The 20,574-nt window shown below is 40.3% G+C and carries 21 protein-coding genes and 1 tRNA gene; all 22 read right to left on the reverse strand.

Translation table 11 applies throughout. The features are described 5' to 3' along the window. Positions 1-19: 19 nt before the first annotated feature. The 22 genes from rpsC to tuf all read right to left on the reverse strand — a co-directional run bounded on the left by rpsC (position 20) and on the right by tuf (position 20,552). Positions 20-748, reverse strand: a complete 729-nt coding sequence (rpsC, locus tag KMW37_RS19110) for a 30S ribosomal protein S3 (RefSeq protein WP_215226251.1) — start codon at positions 746-748, stop codon at positions 20-22. 9 nt (positions 749-757) lie between these two features. After that, positions 758-1,147 (reverse strand): 50S ribosomal protein L22, encoded by a 390-nt coding sequence (gene rplV / locus KMW37_RS19115; protein ID WP_215226252.1) that lies wholly within the window; start codon positions 1,145-1,147, stop codon positions 758-760. Positions 1,148-1,149: 2 nt separating this feature from the next. Then, the gene (gene rpsS / locus KMW37_RS19120; RefSeq protein ID WP_018475621.1) at positions 1,150-1,428 is read right to left on the reverse strand and encodes a 30S ribosomal protein S19; all 279 of its coding nucleotides are present in this window, start codon (positions 1,426-1,428) and stop codon (positions 1,150-1,152) included. Between the two features lie 2 nt (positions 1,429-1,430). After that, complete coding sequence (gene rplB, locus KMW37_RS19125) at positions 1,431-2,255, reverse strand: 50S ribosomal protein L2 (RefSeq protein WP_215226253.1); 825 nt, start codon at positions 2,253-2,255, stop codon at positions 1,431-1,433. A gap of 13 nt (positions 2,256-2,268) precedes the next feature. Then, positions 2,269-2,556, reverse strand: a complete 288-nt coding sequence (rplW, locus tag KMW37_RS19130; protein WP_186754500.1) for a 50S ribosomal protein L23 — start codon at positions 2,554-2,556, stop codon at positions 2,269-2,271. Positions 2,557-2,560: 4 nt separating this feature from the next. Further along, positions 2,561-3,190, reverse strand: a complete 630-nt coding sequence (gene rplD, locus KMW37_RS19135; protein ID WP_215226254.1) for a 50S ribosomal protein L4 — start codon at positions 3,188-3,190, stop codon at positions 2,561-2,563. A 4-nt stretch (positions 3,191-3,194) separates the two neighbouring features. Continuing rightward, the gene (gene rplC / locus KMW37_RS19140; protein WP_215226255.1) at positions 3,195-3,827 is read right to left on the reverse strand and encodes a 50S ribosomal protein L3; all 633 of its coding nucleotides are present in this window, start codon (positions 3,825-3,827) and stop codon (positions 3,195-3,197) included. Between the two features lie 250 nt (positions 3,828-4,077). Continuing rightward, entirely contained in the window at positions 4,078-4,383 is a 306-nt protein-coding gene (gene rpsJ / locus KMW37_RS19145) for a 30S ribosomal protein S10 (RefSeq protein ID WP_015264118.1), read from the reverse strand. Between the two features lie 12 nt (positions 4,384-4,395). Next, the gene (gene fusA / locus KMW37_RS19150; RefSeq protein ID WP_215226256.1) at positions 4,396-6,516 is read right to left on the reverse strand and encodes an elongation factor G; all 2,121 of its coding nucleotides are present in this window, start codon (positions 6,514-6,516) and stop codon (positions 4,396-4,398) included. A gap of 6 nt (positions 6,517-6,522) precedes the next feature. Continuing rightward, complete coding sequence (gene rpsG / locus KMW37_RS19155; protein ID WP_215226257.1) at positions 6,523-6,990, reverse strand: 30S ribosomal protein S7; 468 nt, start codon at positions 6,988-6,990, stop codon at positions 6,523-6,525. A gap of 21 nt (positions 6,991-7,011) precedes the next feature. Beyond that, positions 7,012-7,392, reverse strand: a complete 381-nt coding sequence (gene rpsL, locus KMW37_RS19160; RefSeq protein ID WP_186754486.1) for a 30S ribosomal protein S12 — start codon at positions 7,390-7,392, stop codon at positions 7,012-7,014. A 96-nt stretch (positions 7,393-7,488) separates the two neighbouring features. Next, positions 7,489-7,818, reverse strand: a complete 330-nt coding sequence (locus tag KMW37_RS19165) for a DUF3467 domain-containing protein (RefSeq protein ID WP_215226258.1) — start codon at positions 7,816-7,818, stop codon at positions 7,489-7,491. Positions 7,819-7,880: 62 nt separating this feature from the next. After that, positions 7,881-12,194: a DNA-directed RNA polymerase subunit beta' gene (gene rpoC / locus KMW37_RS19170; protein ID WP_215226259.1), complete on the reverse strand. Its 4,314-nt coding sequence runs from the start codon at positions 12,192-12,194 to the stop codon at positions 7,881-7,883. A gap of 51 nt (positions 12,195-12,245) precedes the next feature. Beyond that, positions 12,246-16,121 carry a DNA-directed RNA polymerase subunit beta gene (gene rpoB / locus KMW37_RS19175; protein WP_215226260.1) on the reverse strand — a complete coding sequence of 1,292 codons (3,876 nt, stop codon included), beginning with the start codon at positions 16,119-16,121 and terminating at the stop codon, positions 12,246-12,248. A gap of 154 nt (positions 16,122-16,275) precedes the next feature. After that, positions 16,276-16,653, reverse strand: coding sequence for a 50S ribosomal protein L7/L12 (rplL, locus tag KMW37_RS19180; RefSeq protein ID WP_186754478.1), 378 nt, complete (start codon positions 16,651-16,653; stop codon positions 16,276-16,278). A gap of 51 nt (positions 16,654-16,704) precedes the next feature. Next, a complete protein-coding gene (gene rplJ / locus KMW37_RS19185; protein ID WP_215226261.1) occupies positions 16,705-17,241 on the reverse strand; it encodes a 50S ribosomal protein L10 in 537 nt (178 codons plus the stop codon). Positions 17,242-17,243: 2 nt separating this feature from the next. Then, positions 17,244-17,942, reverse strand: a complete 699-nt coding sequence (rplA, locus tag KMW37_RS19190; RefSeq protein WP_215226262.1) for a 50S ribosomal protein L1 — start codon at positions 17,940-17,942, stop codon at positions 17,244-17,246. A gap of 10 nt (positions 17,943-17,952) precedes the next feature. Next, a complete protein-coding gene (rplK, locus tag KMW37_RS19195; RefSeq protein ID WP_215226263.1) occupies positions 17,953-18,396 on the reverse strand; it encodes a 50S ribosomal protein L11 in 444 nt (147 codons plus the stop codon). Positions 18,397-18,399: 3 nt separating this feature from the next. Next, positions 18,400-18,957: a transcription termination/antitermination protein NusG gene (gene nusG, locus KMW37_RS19200; protein WP_186754470.1), complete on the reverse strand. Its 558-nt coding sequence runs from the start codon at positions 18,955-18,957 to the stop codon at positions 18,400-18,402. An 18-nt stretch (positions 18,958-18,975) separates the two neighbouring features. Then, positions 18,976-19,164, reverse strand: coding sequence for a preprotein translocase subunit SecE (secE, locus tag KMW37_RS19205; protein WP_215226264.1), 189 nt, complete (start codon positions 19,162-19,164; stop codon positions 18,976-18,978). An 18-nt stretch (positions 19,165-19,182) separates the two neighbouring features. Beyond that, a tRNA-Trp gene (locus KMW37_RS19210) sits at positions 19,183-19,253 on the reverse strand. A gap of 111 nt (positions 19,254-19,364) precedes the next feature. Next, positions 19,365-20,552, reverse strand: a complete 1,188-nt coding sequence (gene tuf / locus KMW37_RS19215; RefSeq protein WP_215226265.1) for an elongation factor Tu — start codon at positions 20,550-20,552, stop codon at positions 19,365-19,367. Between the last annotated feature and the right edge of the window lie 22 nt (positions 20,553-20,574).

A 20,574-nucleotide genomic window follows, 5' to 3' on the forward strand; every position in this document is an offset into this window, starting at 1 on the left:
CTCACTTATGGGGTGAAAATTAGTTATTTCTCTTTCTTCTCTTTGGTCCGCCTTCTCTTCTTCTACGACCGGCACCACTTGATTTTTCGTTAGCTATTCCGGCATTTGGAGAAAGATCTCTCTTACCGTAAACTTCACCTTTGAAAATCCATACTTTGATACCGATGATACCGTAGATGGTGTTCGCTTCAGAAATAGCATAATCGATGTCAGCTCTCAATGTATGCAAAGGAATTCTTCCTTCTTTGTACATTTCAGATCTAGCCATCTCAGCACCTCCAAGACGTCCTGATAATTTGATTTTAATTCCTTCAGCACCTACTCTCATAGTAGCAGCAATTGATTGCTTCATTGCCCTTCTAAATGATATCCTTGCTTGAAGTTGTTGAGCTATAGACTCTCCTACCAACTTGGCGTCCAACTCAGGACGTTTGATTTCAAAAATGTTGATTTGAACATCCTTGCTGGTAAGCTTTTTCAGCTCTTCTTTTAGTTTATCGACTTCAGCACCACCTTTACCGATTACTACTCCTGGACGGGCAGTATGGATAGTAAGCGTGATTCTTTTTAGCGTTCTTTCGATAATAACCTTTGCAATGCCTCCCTTAGGGATCCTAGCATATACATATTTTCTGATCTTTTGATCTTCGTATAGTTTGTCGGCAAAATCTCTGCCGCCATACCAGTTAGAATCCCAGCCCTTAACGATACCTAGTCTAAGACCAATAGGGTTAACTTTTTGTCCCATATTCTAATCTTAATTAGCGTTTTCTTTTGTTTCTACTTCATCAGCGGTAACCTCAGTGTTGAAAGCATCAACTACTAAGATCACATGATTTGATCTTTTACGAATTCTGTGGGCCCTACCTTGGGGAGCAGGTCTAAGTCTTTTAAGCATTCGACCACCATCTACTTGAATGGTCTTCACATAAAGATCAGCCTCTTCAAGTTTTACATCTGGATTTTTTGCCTGCCAGTTTGCAATGGCAGAAAGCAAAAGTTTTTCCAATTTGATCGCACCATGGTTAGGTGTGAATTTCAATATACTCAAGGCGTTACCTACACGTAGCCCTCTTACAAGGTCTGCTACAAGACGCATCTTACGAGGCGAAGTAGGAACATTATTTAGTCTTGCTATTGCTTCCATGATTATCTCTTTCCTTTATCTTTTTTGGCAATGTGACCTCTAAAGTTTCTTGTAGGAGCAAATTCACCAAGCTTGTGACCTACCATGTTGTCTGTTACAAAAACTGGAATAAACTTGTTTCCGTTATGCACAGCAAAGGTATGGCCAACAAAATCCGGAGAGATCATAGATCTTCTTGACCAAGTCTTGATGACAGACTTTTTGCCGGATTCGTTCATTGCATCTACTTTTTTGGCCAAGTGATGAGCTATATAAGGCCCTTTTTTTAATGAACGTGCCATAATTATTTAGATCTTTTACTAACGATAAACTTATTTGAATACTTTTTAGGACTTCTGGTCTTTTTACCTTTAGCTAGCAAACCAGTCCTAGATCTTGGGTGTCCACCTGAAGAACGGCCTTCACCACCACCCATTGGGTGATCAACAGGGTTCATCGCTACACCTCTTACTCTAGGTCTCTTTCCTAACCAACGGTTTCTACCAGCCTTTCCAAGTACCACGTTCATATGATCCGCATTAGACACTGAACCTATAGTAGCTGTACAAACAGCAAGTACCAATCTCATTTCCCCTGAAGGAAGTTTGATAGTTACATACTTGCCTTCTTTAGCAACTAGTTGGGCATAACCACCAGCACTTCTTGCCATAGCACCACCTTTTCCAGGCTTCAATTCCACATTGTGGATGATGGTACCTAAAGGAATGTTCTTCATTGGAAGGTTATTACCTACTTCTGGAGCTACATTCTCACCGGATACTACAGTTTGGCCTACTTCCAAACCTTCCGGAGCAATGATGTATGCTTTAGCACCGTCAGCATAGTATAACAACGCTAGACGAGCAGTTCTGTTAGGATCATATTCGATCGCCTTAACAGTTGCAGGAACATCAAATTTATTACGCTTAAAATCTACAATTCTAAGTCTTCTCTTATGACCGCCACCTAAGTAGCGCGCAGTCATTTTTCCAGAGTTATTTCTACCACCTGATTTCTTCAACGGAGCCAATAAAGACTTTTCTGGCTTTGATTTAGTGATCTCATCAAAAGCCGGAGCCATCCTAAATCTGGTACCGGGGGTTACAGGCTTTAATTTTTTAACTGCCATGATTCTGATTCAATTAAATTTCTCCGTAAAAGTCAATTACTTCTCCTTCGGCTACTTGTACAATAGCTTTCTTGAAAGCATTGGTATAACCGGATACTACTTTACTTTTTGTGTAACGTGTCTTCTGCTTCGCTGCATAACGCATCGTTCTAACAGACACCACCTTTACATCAAACATTTTCTCTACGGCTGCTTTGATTTCTGGTTTCTTTGCAGTTTTCTCAACTACAAATCCATAAACACCACTTTCGTTCAAGGCAGAAATCTTTTCCGTAATCAAAGGCTTCTTTAGTATATCCATTGTATTACTTCGATAAAAGGGTTTCTAACTTACTTACTGAACCTTCACAAAGCACCAATGTATCAGCGTGAAGCAAATCATAAGTATTTACATCACTTACTGTTTTTACCTGTGCCTTTGGTAGGTTTCTACTTGACAAATAAACATTCTTGTTAGCTTCTGGAAGCACAAACAATGTTTTCTTATCCGCCAAAGAAAGACCTGACAATAACGATACAAAGTTTTTGGTTTTGATAGAATCAAAGTTCACATCTTCCAAAACTGTAAGGCTATTATCCTGTACTTTGTAAGTAAGGGCAGACTTTCTTGCCAATTGTTTTACTTTCTTGTTCAATTTGAAAGAATAGTTTCTTGGTCTAGGACCGAATACTCTTCCTCCACCTCTGAACAATGGAGATTTTATAGAACCAGCTCTGGCACCACCTGTACCTTTTTGTTTCTTGATTTTCTTAGTTGAGCCGGCTATCTCAGCCCTCTCTTTGCTCTTGTGCGTACCCTGTCTTTGGTTGGCCAAAAACTGCTTCACATCCAGGTAGATCGCATGATCATTAGGCTCGATCGCGAAAATTTCGTCAGAAAGACTAACCTTTCTACCTGTCTCTTCACCGTTATGTTTTAATACTGCTAATTCCATTTGATTACTTCTCTAAAATAACGAAAGAATTTTTTGGACCAGGGACAGAGCCACTTACCAAGATCAAGTTCTTTTCAGGATAGACTTTCAATACCTTAAGGTTCAAAACCTTCACGCGGCTACCACCCATTCTACCTGCCATTCTCAAGCCTTTGAATACTCTTGAAGGCCATGAACAAGCACCGATGGAACCTGGGTGTCTTTGACGGTTATGCTGACCGTGAGTCGCACCACCTACACCTGCAAATCCGTGACGTTTTACTACACCTTGGAAACCTTTACCTTTAGAAGTACCGATAGCATCAACAAAGTCACCTTCACCGAATACCTCACCAGCTTTTACGGTTTTCCCCAAATCCACCTGACCTTCAAATTCAACTCTGAAGTCTCTGAATTCTACAACTTTCTGCTTAGGAGTAGTACCGGCCTTTTTGAAATGGCCTAAAAGTGGCTTAGGAGTGTTTTTCTCCTTACGCTCACCGTACCCCAACTGAACAGCGCTGTACCCGTCTGTTTCAACATTTTTTACTTGCGTCACTACGCAAGGACCAGCTTCTATTAACGTGCATGCGACATTACGCCCATCGGCACTGAAAATGCTAGTCATTCCTACTTTTTTACCTATTATTCCAGACATCTTCTGTTATATAATACAATTATGCACAAGTATTTACACACTTGTGCCTTTTTAAGGACTGCAAAGTTAGTAATTTATAAACACCTTACAAATTACAACTTATATATTTTCAAACATTTACAAAAATATTGTTCTATAAGTCACCAACTTACATCACATCAAACCGAATAATCTATGAGAAAAGAGCGGATAAAAGAAAAACCTGTCCACCAAAGCGAACAGGTTTTTCATATCTTAGATAGTATCCAGATCAAACTTTGATCTCAACATCTACACCACTAGGAAGTTCAATTTTCATCAAAGCATCCACAGTTTTAGAACTGTTAGAGTAGATATCAACCAATCTTTTGTAAGTACATAATTGGTACTGATCTCTAGCCTTCTTATTTACGTGTGGAGATTTCAACACAGTAAATTTTTCCTTTTTAGTAGGCAATGGAATTGGACCAACTACCACAGCACCTGTAGTTTTCACAGCTTTTACGATTTTCTCAGATGACTTGTCCACCAAAGTATGATCGTAAGACTTAAGTTTTATTCTAATTTTCTGATTCATTTTCTTTTAGTTTTAGGCTTTAGCTCCTTTAACTTCGGCAATAACACCTTCAGCTATGTTATTAGGAACAGGCTCATAATGAGAGAATGTCAATGAGGCAGTAGCTCTACCTGATGAAATTGTTCTTAGGTCAGTGATATAACCAAACAATTCTGACAATGGAACTGCAGCTTTGATTACAGATGAAGTACCTTTGGTATCCATACCTTTCATCAAACCTCTTCTTCTGTTCAAGTCACCTGTGATAGGACCAGTATATTCATCAGGAGTTACCACGTCAACAGACATTACTGGCTCCAACAACTGTGGCTTGGCTTTCTTAGCAGCTTCCTTGAAACCTATTCTTGCAGCTAGTTCAAAAGAAAGTGCATCTGAATCGACATCGTGGAAAGATCCATGGAACAACCTAACTTTCATGGCTTCAACTGGATACCCAGCCAAAGGACCATTCTTCATTGCCTCTTGGAAACCCTTCTGAATAGCAGGGATAAATTCCTTAGGAATAACACCACCAACGATTCCGTTTACAAATTCCAAACCTGGCTTAACTTCTCCAGTCTCAGCATCAGCCTCTTTTGGTCCAAGTTCGAATACGATATCGGCAAACTTACCTTTACCACCTGACTGCTTCTTATAAACTTCTTTGTGCTCTACGTTACCAAACAAAGCTTCCTTATAAGCAACCTGTGGAGCACCTTGGTTCACCTCTACCTTAAACTCTCTTTTCAGACGGTCCATGATGATATCAAGGTGAAGTTCACCCATACCTCTAAGGATAGTCTGTCCAGTTTCATGATCCGTATTTACCTGCAAGGTAGGATCTTCTTCCACCAATTTGGCAACAGCCATACCTAACTTATCAACGTCAGCTTGAGTCTTAGGCTCGATAGCATAACCGATAACAGGCTCAGGGAAGATCATGGATTCCAACACTACTTTACGGTTTTCAGCGCAAAGCGTATCTCCAGTTTTAATATCTTTAAATCCAACAACAGCTCCGATATCACCGGCCTCTAGTCGTTCGATCTGATTTTGCTTATTAGCGTGCATTTGGAACACACGAGAAATACGCTCTTTGTTACCAGAACGGCTATTGAATACATAAGAACCAGACTCAAGAACACCTGAGTAAGCCCTTACGAAACAAAGACGTCCTACGAATGGGTCAGTTGCAATCTTAAACGCAAGACCTGCAAAAGGCTCATCAGTATTTGGTGCAATAGAAACTTCCTTCTCTTCATCTTCAAGGTCATGACCGATGATATTATCTTTATCCAGTGGAGAAGGTAGCAATTCCATAACTAGATCTAGCATGGTCTGTACACCTTTGTTTTTGAAAGAAGATCCACATACCATCGGAACAATTTTCATATCGATGGTTGCTTTTCTAAGAGCAGAAAGAATCTCTTCTTCAGTGATTGAATTAGAATCTTCGAAGAATTTCTCCATCAAAGTCTCATCATATTCAGCCACAGCTTCAAGTAAATACTCTCTGTATTCCTCTACCTCATCTTTCATATCTTCAGGAATCGGAACTTCTTCGAAAGTCATTCCCATATCCTCTTCATTCCAAACGATCGCACGGTTGTTGATCAAGTCAACAACACCACGGAATTTATCTTCCGCACCGATTGGAATTTGCAAAGGAACTGCATAGCTCCCAAGCATTTCTTTTACTTGCTTACAAACTTCAAGGAAGTTAGCTCCAGCACGGTCCATTTTGTTAACGAAACCGATACGAGCTACTTTATAATTATCAGCTAGTCTCCAGTTAGTTTCAGACTGAGGTTCAACACCATCCACAGCACTAAACAAGAACACCAAACCATCAAGTACCCTTAGAGATCTGTTTACCTCTACAGTAAAGTCAACGTGACCTGGAGTATCGATAATGTTGATTTGGTATTTTTTGTCTCTGTATGGCCAAAAAACGGTAGTCGCAGCAGAAGTAATGGTAATACCTCTTTCTTGCTCCTGAGCCATCCAGTCCATAGTAGCGGCTCCATCGTGAACCTCACCGATTTTGTGAGATACACCAGAGTAAAAAAGGATACGCTCTGTGGTGGTAGTCTTCCCGGCATCGATGTGGGCAGCGATACCGATATTTCTTGTTAATTTTAAATCTCTTGCCATCTTGTATTAGAATCTAAAATGTGAGAATGCTTTGTTGGCTTCTGCCATTCTGTGGGTATCGTCCTTCTTCTTAACAGCAGCGCCTTCACCCTTAGAAGCAGCTATGATTTCTCCAGCCAGTCTATCCATCATGGTCTTCTCACCTCTTTTTCTAGAAAAAGTGATCATCCACTTGATACCCAGTGACATTTTTCTTTCTGGCCTTACTTCCATTGGAACCTGGAATGTTGCACCACCAACTCTACGACTCTTCACCTCTACAGATGGAGTGATATTGTTAAGCGCTTTTTTCCAAACCTCAAGACCATTCTCACCCAATTTTTCTTCTACTTTGTCTACTGCATCGTAGAAAATTTTGTAAGCAATACTCTTCTTCCCATCAACCATAAGACAGTTAACAAACTTGGTCACCAAAGTATCATTAAACTTTGGATCAGGAAGAATATATCTCTTTTTTGGTTTCGCTTTTCTCATTGTTCAGTTTTTTTCAATTGATTATTTCTTGTCCTTAGGACGTTTCGCACCGTACTTAGAGCGACCTTGCTTACGGTCTTTAACCCCTGCAGTATCTAGTGCACCACGGATGATGTGATAACGTACACCTGGCAAATCTTTCACACGACCACCTCTGATCAATACGATAGAGTGCTCTTGCAAATTGTGACCTTCACCTGGAATGTAAGCATTCACTTCTTTTCCATTTGTCAATCTAACCCTGGCTACTTTTCTCATAGCCGAGTTAGGCTTCTTTGGTGTAGTAGTATACACCCTGGTACAAACACCCCTTCTTTGAGGACAAGCATCCAAAGCTCTAGACTTTGATTTTGACTCAAGGGTAGTTCTACCTTTTCTAACTAACTGTTGTATAGTAGGCATTAACTGATAATTTTAATACTCCTTTAACATATGAAATTTGGACTGCAAAGGTAATCAAATAGGTAAAACAAACAAAATTAAAGGGTTATATTTTATTTAAGCCTCTCCTAATGTTCCACCAAAATTCATCGGGAATTCTGGTGTCTCAGATCCTGATTCAATTTTCCCAAATGCACTCTCGTACTTATCTATATTATCCTTCAGTGCAGACAATAACCTTTTAGCGTGATCAGGGGTCATTATGATCCTTGACTTAACCCTTGCCTTAGGTACTCCAGGCATCAAACGAATAAAATCAATCACAAACTCAGAATTGGAATGCGCAATCATTGCCAGATTGGAATAAATCCCTTCTGCAATTTCATCAGTCAATTCCACATTGATCTGCTGATTATTGTGCTTTTTCTCGTCTTTGTTATCTTCCATTTCCCTTTTAATTAAAAAAAGGCCTGCGATTTACAGGCCTTTTATATAAAGTTAAACTCTAATTACTTTACGGCTTCCTTAGTCTTACGCGAGCCTTTTTCCTTTTCAGAAGTGGAAAGTTTTTCCAGATCATCCTTGGATCCAACGATAATATCTTTGAAATATCGTTGACCTGTACCTGCAGGAATCAAGTGACCTACGATCACATTCTCTTTTAGACCAAGTAGCTCATCACGCTTACCTCTGATAGCAGCCTCACTCAATACTTTGGTTGTTTCCTGGAAGGAAGCAGCCGAGATAAAGCTTTCAGTACCCAATGAAGAGGCAGTGATACCTTGAAGGGTTGGCTTAGAAACTGCAGTTTCTGCATCTCTTACTTGTACCAGTTTCAAGTCTTTACGCTTCAAGCTTGAATTCTCATCTCTAAGTCTTCTAGCAGTGATGATCATACCTGCTTTAAGCGTGGCAGAATCCCCAGGCTCCATAACAACTTTCTTATCAAGAATATTGTCATTTTCCTCACGGAAAGCCCATTTATCTACTACTTGTCCTTGAAGGAATCCAGTATCACCAGCATCAAGGATTTCAACTTTTTGCATCATCTGGCTAACAATAACCTCAATGTGCTTATCATTGATTTTCACACCTTGTAGACGGTATACTTCCTGAATTTCATTCACCAAGTATTCCTGAACAGCAGTTGGTCCCTTAATGGAAAGGATATCATTAGGAGTAATAGCACCATCAGAAAGTGCTTCACCAGCTCTAATAAAGTCATTTTCCTGAACCAAAATGTGCTTAGACAATGATACCATATAACGCTTCTTCACTCCATCTTTAGATTCAATAAAGATTTCACGGTTACCACGCTTGATACCACCATAAGTCACCACACCGTCAATTTCAGAAACCACAGCAGGGTTAGAAGGGTTACGCGCTTCGAAAAGCTCGGTTACCCTTGGAAGACCACCGGTAATATCTCTTGTCTTACCTACAGAACGAGGAATTTTTACAAGAATCTGACCAGCTTTAACTTTGTCTCCTTCTTCCACTGCAAGGTGAGCACCTACAGGTATATTGTATCCTTTGGTCTCATCTCCATAGTTTACAACTACAGCAGGGTTTTTAGTTTTATCTTTAGTATCGATGATTACTTTCTCTCTATAACCAGTTTGGTCATCGGCTACTTCTTTGAAAGTAATGCCTTCAATAATGGAATCAAATGATACCTCACCGTCAAACTCAGACAAGATCACGGCGTTATATGGATCCCAAGTACACAAGGAATCACCTTTACCGATTTTCTGACCATCCTTAACATTAAGGATCGCACCATAAGGTACGTGGTTTGAAACTAGGGTTTTACCTGATTTAACATCATTGATCTTAATCTCACCTGATCTACCCATAACGATCGCTACAGGATCTCCTTCTTTGTTAGTGGTATTGATCCATCTCATTTCCTCTTCAAATTCAACAACGCCTTCAAACTTGGCATTGATGCTTGCTTCAACGGAAATGTTAGATGCAGTACCCCCAACGTGGAAAGTTCTCAAGGTAAGCTGCGTACCTGGCTCACCAATAGACTGGGCAGCAATTACCCCTACTGATTCACCACTTTGTACTATATTTCCAGTAGTCAAGTTTCTACCATAACACTTGGTACAAACTCCTCTTCTGGACTCACAAGTCAATACTGACCTGATCTCAACTTCTTCAACTGCAGACTCATCTACTTTCTTCGCCAATTCGTCTGAGATCTCCTCACCAGATTGGATAATTACCTCATCAGTAATCGGATCAATCACATCGTGAACAGATACCCTACCCACAATACGCTCAGATAGAGGTTCTACTATCTCATCATTATCTTTCAATGCCTGAACTACTAGACCTCTTAAGGTTCCGCAATCCTCTTCAGATACAATTACATCCTGAGCAACATCCACCAATCTTCTGGTCAAGTAACCAGCATCGGCAGTTTTCAAGGCTGTATCGGCAAGACCTTTACGAGCACCGTGAGTAGAGATAAAGTACTCCAATACATCTAGACCTTCCTTAAAGTTAGAAAGAATCGGGTTTTCGATAATCTCACCTACAGAACCTTGAAGGTTTTTCTGCGGCTTGGCCATCAATCCCCTCATACCACCTAGCTGACGAATCTGTTCTCTTGAACCCCTTGCACCTGAGTGCATCATCATATAGATAGCATTGAATCCTTGCTTATCCTCTTCCATCTGCTTCATCAAGATGTTAGTCAGATTGGAGTTGGTTCTGGTCCAGATATCAATTACTTGGTTATAACGCTCGTTATCTGTGATAAGACCCATTAGGTAGTTATTCCATACTTGATCAACCTCTTCCTTAGCTTTAGTGATCAATGGATCCTTATCTTCAGGAATAATTACATCGTTTAATCCCATGGATAGACCACCTTGGTAGGCCATCTGGAATCCAAGATGCTTGATATCATCCAAGAATTTAGCACTTCGTGCGATACCACATATTTTAACTACCTCAGCAATAATCTGCTGGAGCTTTTTCTTAGTAAGTAGTTCATTTACATAACCTACTTCTTCAGGAACAAACTGGTTAAAGATCAATCGACCAGCAACAGTCTCTATCACTTTTTCAACCAAAGATCCGTCTTCTTCCCTAACAGTAACCTTACAATTTATATAAGCATGCTGAGAAATAACTCCTTCGTTCAAGGCAATTACCACATCTTCCTCACCGTAGAAAGTCATACCCTCACCAGCAACAGGCTCTTCAGGAGTAGATCTTCTACCTTTGGTTACATAATAAAGACCCAATACCATATCCTGGGATGGAACGGTAATAGGAGCTCCATTGGCAGGGTTAAGGATGTTATGTGATGAAAGCATTAAAGTAGATGCTTCCAAAATCGCTTCATGGCCAAGTGGCACGTGAACCGCCATCTGATCACCATCAAAATCGGCGTTGAAGGCAGTACATACCAATGGGTGAAGCTGAATAGCTTTTCCTTCTATCAATTTAGGTTGGAAAGCCTGAATACCCAATCTGTGAAGCGTAGGAGCACGGTTTAGCAATACAGGGTGTCCTTTCAATACATTTTCAAGGATATCCCATACCACAGGATCTTTTCTGTCTACAATCTTCTTGGCAGATTTTACAGTCTTAACAATACCTCTTTCAATCAGTTTTCTGATGATAAAAGGTTTGAAAAGTTCTGCTGCCATGTTCTTAGGCAAACCACACTCGTGTAGTTTCAATTCAGGACCTACCACGATTACAGAACGACCAGAGTAATCCACACGCTTACCAAGCAAGTTTTGACGGAAACGTCCTTGCTTACCTTTAAGCATGTCAGATAATGACTTCAATGCTCTGTTACCGTCTGATCTTACAGCGTTAACCTTTCTTGAGTTGTCAAATAAGGAATCAACTGCTTCTTGAAGCATCCTTTTCTCATTTCTAAGAATTACTTCAGGAGCTTTAATATCGATCAATCTTTTCAGACGGTTGTTTCTAATGATCACCCTTCTGTAAAGATCATTCAAATCAGAGGTTGCAAAACGACCACCATCCAAAGGAACCAAAGGTCTCAATTCTGGTGGAATCACAGGAACCATTCTTACTACCATCCACTCAGGGCGGTTTTCAATCCTGGTTCTCGCATCCCTGAATGCTTCAACTACTTTCAGACGCTTCAAAGCTTCTGCCTTTCTTTGCTGAGAAGTATCCGTTGCTGCCTGGTGACGTAAGCTGTAAGAAAGATCATCAAGATCTAGTCTTGACAATAGCATTTCAATAGCTTCAGCACCCATTTTTGCGATGAACTTATTAGGATCATCATCATCAAGCATTTGGTTCTCTTTTGGAAGCTTGTCCATGATATCCAAATACTCATCTTCTGTCAAGAAATCTAGGTATTGAAGACCGTCCTCAGCCTTGATACCAGGATTAATTACAGCATATCTTTCATAGTATACAATTTGATCAAGTTTCTTGGTAGGAAGTCCTAGCAAGTAACCGATTTTGTTAGGAAGAGATTTGAAGTACCAAATATGCGCCACTGGAACCACCAATTCGATATGTCCCATTCTTTCTCTACGTACTTTCTTTTCAGTAACCTCTACCCCACATCTGTCACAAATGATACCTTTATATCTTATGCGCTTATACTTACCACAATGACATTCCCAGTCCTTTACAGGCCCGAAAATTCGCTCACAGAAAAGACCGCCCATCTCAGGCTTGTAAGTTCTGTAATTGATGGTTTCAGGTTGGGTAACCTCACCATGAGAGCTATCCAGGATGGATTCCGGAGAAGCCAAACTAATAGTGACTCTGGAAAAGTCGTTGTTTAGTTTTTTATTTTTTCTGAACGCCATAATTCGTTTTGTGAGTATGTGAAGGGCCTTTCGGCCCAAATTGATCTAATTTTAGTCTAAGGTAATTTCCAATGCCAAACCTCTTAATTCGTGAACCAATACGTTGAATGATTCTGGAATATTTGGTTTTGGAAGGTTTTCACCTTTTACAATAGACTCATAAGCTTTGGCCCTACCAATCACGTCATCTGACTTCACAGTAAGGATTTCTTGAAGCACGTGAGATGCGCCGAATGCCTCTAGTGCCCAAACCTCCATCTCTCCGAAACGCTGACCACCAAACTGTGCTTTACCACCCAATGGCTGTTGCGTAATCAATGAGTATGGTCCAATAGATCTAGCGTGCATCTTATCATCCACCAAGTGACCAAGTTTCAACATATAGGCAATACCTACGGTTACCGGTTGGTCAAACTTCTTACCGGACAAACCATCATATAGATAGGTTCTACCGAAAGATGGAAGACCCGCTTTATCCAATTCAGCAGCTACTTCTTCAGTTGTAGCTCCATCAAAGATTGGAGTAGCATACTTTTTATTAAGTTTCTGTCCGGCCCAAGCCAATACAGTTTCAAAGATCTGACCAATGTTCATACGAGAAGGTACCCCAAGTGGGTTAAGAACAATATCCATTGGAGTTCCATCTTCCAAGAATGGCATATCCTCATCACGTACGATTTTGGCTACAATACCTTTGTTACCGTGACGACCCGCCATCTTATCACCTACTTTTAGTTTACGCTTCTTAGCCACATAAACTTTAGCAAGCTGAACAATACCTGCAGGAAGCTCATCCCCAACTTCAAGAGTGAATTTATCTCTCTTAAATCTACCTGAAATTTCATTCCTGGTATTGGTATAATTTTTAACCAATTGCTGGATCAAGCTATTAGTGTGCTCATCATCTGTCCAATCATCCAAGATAATGTCAGAAACTAAATTAGCCTCTTCAGGAACATTGTAGTTACTTTCATCTCTGTAAGGATTCTTAGCAGGGAACAAGTTCTGCTCAATATTCTGAGCATTGAACTTCACGCCTTTGCTGATGATTTCATCACCAAACTTGTGCTTCACACCTTGAGAAGTTTTACCCTCAAGAATACCTAGCAATTTATTGATCATTTTAGCTCTTACACCAAGTAGTTCCTTAGTATAAGTCTGCTTCAATTTCTCAACTTCAGCTTTAGCCTTAGCTCTTAAATCTTTATCTTTTTTAGGTCTTGAGAACAATTTGGTCTCGATAACCACACCGTTCAATGAAGGAGAAGCTTTCAATGAAGCATCTTTCACATCACCTGCTTTATCCCCGAAGATCGCTCGAAGCAATTTCTCTTCTGGGGTAGGATCAGTCTCTCCTTTTGGAGTGATTTTACCGATAATGATATCTCCTTCTTTCAGCTCAGCACCGATTCTGATAATACCATTCTCATCCAAATTCTTAACAGCCTCTTCAGATACGTTAGGGATTTCAGAGGTTAATTCCTCTTCACCACGTTTGGTATCCCTTACTTCGAGTTGGAACTCTTCTACGTGAATAGAAGTAAAGATATCTTCTCTTACAACTCTTTCAGATATTACAATCGCATCCTCAAAGTTATATCCTTGCCATGGCATATAAGCCACTTTCAAGTTTTTACCTAAAGCAAGTTCGCCTTGGTTGGTCGAGTAACCTTCTACCAATACTTGGCCTTTCTTAACACGCTGACCTTTCAGTACAAGCGGGGTCAAGTTGATAGTGGTATCTTGGTTTGTTCTTCTGAACTTGATCAAGTCATAAGACTTGTACTCGTCACTGAAGTTAACCAATAACTCATCATCGCTTAGATCATATTTGATAACGATCTTCTTGGCATCAACAAAGTCAACCACACCATCAGCCTCTGCAATGATCAATGAGCGAGAATCAACGGCAGCTTTTGCTTCTAGACCGGTACCCACAATTGGAGATTCGGCTTTCAACAAAGGAACCGCCTGACGCTGCATGTTTGATCCCATCAGGGCACGGTTGGCATCATCATGTTCCAAGAAAGGAATCAAGGAAGCTGCAACAGATACAATCTGGTTTGGAGCAACGTCCATATAACTGATTTCCTTAGGCTCCAATACAGGGAAGTCACCTTCAAACCTTGCTTTTACCCTGTCATTAACGAATGTACCATCATCTTCCAACGGTGCATTTGCCTGGGCAATATTATTATTATCTTCTTCTTCAGCAGTAAGGAACACGATATCCTCTGATTCCATGCCTGCTTTACCATCCTTCACTTTTCTATATGGAGTTTCCAAGAAGCCCATAGAGTTCACTTTGGCGTGAACGCAAAGAGAAGAAATCAGACCAATATTTGGTCCCTCAGGAGTTTCAATAGTACAAAGACGACCATAGTGAGTATAGTGAACATCTCGCACCTCGAAACCGGCTCTTTCTCTAGATAGACCACCTGGACCCAAAGCAGAAAGTCTACGCTTGTGCGTCAATTCCGCCAATGGATTGGTTTGATCCATAAACTGAGAAAGCTGGTTGGTACCAAAGAATGAATTGATGACAGAAGAAAGCGTTCTAGCGTTGATCAAATCAACTGGCTTGAAGTCTTCATTGTCCCTTACGTTCATTCTCTCACGGATAGTTCTGGCCATTCTAGCAAGACCTACACCGAACTGGCTATATAATTGTTCCCCAACTGTTCTAACCCTTCTGTTGCTTAAGTGGTCAATATCATCAACCACAGCCTTAGAATTGATTAGACCGATTAGGTACTTAACAATGCTAATAATATCTTGGGTGGTAAGAACGATCTTCTCAGCTTCGATCTCCAATCCCAATTTCTTATTAATTCTATATCTACCTACTTCTCCTAGATCATAACGCTTGTCAGAGAAGAACAAACCATGAATCACCTCTCTTGCAGTAGCTTCATCAGGTGCTTCAGTGTTTCTCAATTGACGGTAAATTACCTCAACCGCTTCTTTCTCTGAGTTAGAGTTATCCTTCTGTAGGGTATTATAAATAATAGAGTAGTCAGCAATATTGACATCATCTCTATGCAGAATAATACTCTTAGCTCCAGAATCCAGGATCAATTCGATATCCTCTTCCGTCAGCACATAGTCTCTTTCTAAGAGTACTTCATTTCTATCGATTGAAACTACCTCTCCGGTATCTTCATCCACAAAATCCTCTACCCATGTTCTCAAAACACGGGCTGCTAATTTCCTTCCTACTACCTTTTCAAGTTTGGTTTTGCTTGATTCTACCTCTTCAGAAAGGCCAAACAAATCCAAAATGGCTTTATCAGAACCATAACCAATGGCTCTCAACAAGGTAGTTACAGGGAATTTCTTCTTTCTGTCAATATAAGCATACATGACATTATTGATATCTGTAGCAAATTCAATCCAAGATCCCTTGAAAGGAATGATCCTGGCAGAATAAAGCTTAGTACCATTTGTATGCTTACTTTGGGCAAAGAATACCCCAGGGGAACGGTGTAACTGGGAAACGATGACTCTTTCAGCTCCATTGATCACAAAAGAGCCCTTTTCAGTCATATAAGGTAGGTTTCCAAGAAATACTTCTTGTTCGATGGTTTCGAAATCTTCATTGTCTTCATCTGAACACAATAGACGAAGTTTCGCTTTCAACGGAACAGAGTAAGTCAAGCCCCTGTCAATACATTCACCGACACTATATTTAGGCGGGTCGACTGCATAGTCAATAAATTCAAGGGTAAAGTTTTCTCTTGAGTCACTTATAGGGAAGTTCTCAGAAAACACCTTGAAAAGCCCATCCTGTCTCCTCTTTTCAGCGGGAGTATCCAATTGGAAAAAATCCTTAAATGATTGCAATTGGATATCAAGGAAATCCGGATAGTCTTTGACTACCTTAATAGATGAGAAACTTTTCCTTTCGGTTTGATTCTGGATAGCCAAGGCAGTATATGTTTATAGTGATAATTAATAACTGAATGCGGCAATTTCCGCTTAGAATAGTGCAATTTTCAAACTGTGCACAAACAGGAAAAGACCTGACTAAAAAGTCAGGTCTATTGCAATAACCATCACCTATTAGATGAGGTTATTCAAATTACTTAAGCTCTACTTCAGCACCAGCTTCCTCAAGTTGCTTCTTAAGTGCTTCAGCTTCGTCTTTTGCGATTCCTTCTTTGATAGCCTTAGGAGCTCCGTCAACTACTTCTTTAGCTTCCTTAAGACCTAGACCGGTTAATTCTTTAACCAATTTCACAACTGCCAACTTCTGTCCACCAGCAGCTTTCAAGATCACGTCGAAAGAAGATTTTTCTTCTTCACCAGCACCTTCACCAGCACCACCAGCTACCATTACTGGAGCAGCTGCAGCAGCAGGTTCGATACCGTACTCGTCCTTCAATATTTCGGCTAATTCACTAACCTCTTTAACAGTCAAGTTAACTAACTGCTCAGCGAATGCTTTAAGATCTGCCATTGTATTATTATTTTAAATTAACTGATTTTTTTCTAATTGATTTGTATGATATTATGATTCTCTTTCAGAAAGAGTTTTAACAAGTCCAGCCAATGTATCCTGACCGCTCTTAAGCGCAGAGATAACGTTTTTGGCAGGAGACTGAAGCAATCCGATAACTTCGCCCAATAGTTCTTCTTTGGACTTCAAAGATGACAACACGTCCAAGTTGGCTTCGCCGATGAAAATGTCGCTGTCAATTGAAGCTCCTTTGAATACCGGTCTTGTTTCTTTAGATCCAGCCTTTTTTCTGTATTCCTTAAGGACTTTTGCAGGCAAGCTTGCAGTCTCTGTAGCAAACAAAACACCTGAAAAACCTTTAAGAGTTCCTTCTAATTCTGTAAAATCTGCGTCAAGATTTTCTAGCGCCTTTTTGATAAAGGTGTTTTTGTACACACGATATTCAACGCCCTTCTCGAAACACAGTCTTCTGAAAGCGTTTACCTGAGCAACATTGAAACCTGATGCATCTGCGATATAGAAATGCGGAGTTTCTTTAAACTTCTCGGTAAGACTTTCGATTATTGATTTTTTTTCCTCTCTAGTCATAATTAAATACCTTGAATACTCCCCTTATCAATTGCAATACCAGGAGACATTGTGCTAGATAAATGTATACTCTTGAAGTAAGTACCTTTAGAAGATGCAGGCTTCAACTTAGAGATAGTATTGATAAGCTCCTGAGCATTCTCTTGGATCTTAGCAGGTTCGAAAGAAACCTTTCCAACACTTGCATGTACTATACCGAACTTATCTACTTTAAAGTCGATCTTACCACCTTTTACTTCTTTAACTGCTTTACCTACTTCTAGGGTTACAGTTCCAGATTTAGGGTTAGGCATCAAACCTCTTGGTCCTAATACTCTACCTAATCTACCTACTTTAGCCATAACGTTAGGCATAGTGATGATGACATCAATGTCAGTCCATCCACCTTCAATTTTGGCAATATAGTCATCTAAGCCAACATAGTCAGCTCCAGCTTCCTTAGCTTCTTCTTCCTTATCAGGTGTGCAAAGTACAAGTACTTTAACCTCTTTTCCTGTTCCGTGAGGCAAAGCAACCACACCTCTAACCATTTGATCAGCTTTTCTAGGATCAACACCCAAACGGATGTCAACGTCTACAGAAGCATCAAATTTAGTAGTCGTGATTTCTTTGACAATTGAAGAAGCCTCAGTAAGGGAGTACTGCTGGCTTGGGTCGTACTTAGAAAGAGCTTCTTTTTGCTTTTTTGTTAACTTAGCCATTGTTTTTTATTTATTCCTCCCAAGGAGCTTTTCCTGAAACTGTGATTCCCATACTTCTCGCCGTACCTGCAACCATTTTCATTGCAGATTCCACTTTAAAGGCATTCAAGTCAGGCATCTTCACCTCAGCAATTTCTTTAACTTGATCCCAGGTAACTGAGCCTACTTTCTTTCTGTTTGGTTCAGGAGAACCTCCTTTGAGTTTGGCAGCCTCAAGCAACATATTAGATGCTGGAGGAGTTTTTACTACAAAATCAAAAGACTTGTCCGAATAAATCGTAACAAGAACAGGTAGAACTTGACCCATTTTATCCTGAGTTCTAGCATTGAACTGCTTACAGAACTCCATGATGTTCAAACCCTTTGAACCAAGGGCCGGACCAACAGGAGGAGATGGATTTGCCTGGCCACCTTTCACCTGTAATTTCAGATAACCAGTAATTTCCTTAGCCATTTCCTAGTCTTGTTTTTCTACTTGCATAAAGTTTAATTCGACAGGTGTATTTCGACCGAAGATCTTAACCATAACATTAAGCTTCTTCTTGTCTTCAAACACCTCTTCTATTGTTCCCGAGAAACCACTGAATGGACCGTCCATTACCTTAACGCTCTCTCCAACTATATATGGCGTATCAAGCTTCTCAGCAAATTCATCAATCCCTTCAACCCTACCTAAGATACGGTTGACTTCTGATTGTCGTAATGGCTCAGGAGTCTTGGAAGCTCCTCCTGCATTTGCACCTAAGAAACCGATAACACCCGGGATACTCGTAATTACGTGATTAGCTTCACCATGGGACAAATCCGCATTAACCAAAACATAGCCAGGAAAGAAGTTTCTCTCTCTGACTCTCTTTTTGCCATTGCGCATTTCGTATACTTTTTCAGAAGGTATCAAAACCTCAGGAATAAAATCCTCAAGCTTCTGCCTAGCAATTTCATTGTCCAAATAAGATTTGGCCTTTTTCTCTTGCCCGGCTACCACCCTAAGTACATACCATTTATGTTCTGCCATCAGTAACTATTGATTCAATTAAAATAAATCGTAAAACCATTTCATAATGTTCTCGAAGCTCAGATCTATTAAGCCGATAACTATGGCAAATATCAAAGAGGCAACAAGAACCAATACCGCATTGCTCTGCAACGTGGCATATTTTGGCCATGTAACCTTGTTCTTCATTTCGTCAATTGACTCGATAACAAAGTTCTTTACGTTCATGGTATATGATTTTAATTGCACGGGCAGAGAGATTCGAACTCCCATCAACGGTTTTGGAGACCGCTATTCTGCCATTGAACTATGCCCGTGTACACATTTACATTCCAAAAGGAATGCAAAAGTAGGTATTATTCTATAAAGAAACAAATGCGATTCTGAAAATTTCAGAACCGCATTTGAATTTATATCTTGATTATGTATTAGTCAAGAATTTCAGTTACCTGTCCAGCACCTACAGTTCTACCACCCTCACGGATAGCGAAACGAAGTCCTTTCTCTAGAGCAACAGGGTTGATCAAAGTCACGTCCATAGATACGTTATCACCTGGCATTACCATTTCAACGTTTTCAGGAAGTTTGATCTCTCCAGTAACGTCTGTTGTTCTCAAGTAGAACTGAGGACGGTACTTGTTAAAGAATGGAGTGTGACGTCCACCTTCTTCTTTTGACAATACGTAAACTTCTGCAGTAAAGTGAGCGTGAGGAGTTACAGATCCAGGCTTACAGATAATCATACCTCTCTTGATCTGAGATTTCTCAATACCTCTTAGCAATAGACCTACGTTATCACCAGCTTCACCTCTGTCCAAAATCTTACGGAACATTTCAACTCCTGTTACAGTAGACTTAAGACCTTCAGCACCCATACCGATGATATCTACAGGATCACCAGAGTTGATAACACCTCTTTCAATTCTACCAGTAGCTACAGTACCACGACCAGTGATCGAGAATACGTCCTCTACAGGCATCAAGAAGTCTTTGTCAACAAGACGCTCAGGAAGTGGAATGTGGTTATCAACCGCATCCATCAATTCCATTACTTTTTCTTCCCACTCAGGCTCACCGTTAAGTGCACCAAGAGCAGAACCAGCAATAACTGGAATGTTGTCACCGTCGAAGTCGTAGAAAGAAAGCAATTCTCTTACTTCCATGTCAACTAGCTCAAGAAGCTCAGCATCATCTACCAAATCAACTTTGTTCAAAAATACTACTAGAGCTGGTACACCTACCTGACGAGCAAGAAGAATGTGCTCTCTAGTTTGAGGCATTGGACCGTCAGTGGCAGCAACTACTAGAATAGCACCGTCCATCTGCGCAGCACCAGTTACCATGTTTTTCACGTAATCTGCGTGACCAGGACAATCTACGTGAGCATAGTGTCTTGATTCAGTTTGATATTCTACGTGAGAAGTGTTAATGGTGATACCTCTTTCTTTCTCTTCTGGAGCATTATCGATAGAAGAGAAATCTCTTAATTCAGAAAGACCCTTTCTGGCCAATACAGTAGTAATGGCAGCTGTCAAGGTAGTCTTACCATGATCGACGTGACCAATAGTACCGATATTTACGTGCGGTTTGGAACGGTCAAAGGTTGCTTTTGCCATGCGTGAAAATCCTCTGTTTAGT

It is taken from the genome of Echinicola shivajiensis (assembly GCF_018642165.1).
GTDB classification, from domain to species: domain Bacteria; phylum Bacteroidota; class Bacteroidia; order Cytophagales; family Cyclobacteriaceae; genus Echinicola; species Echinicola shivajiensis.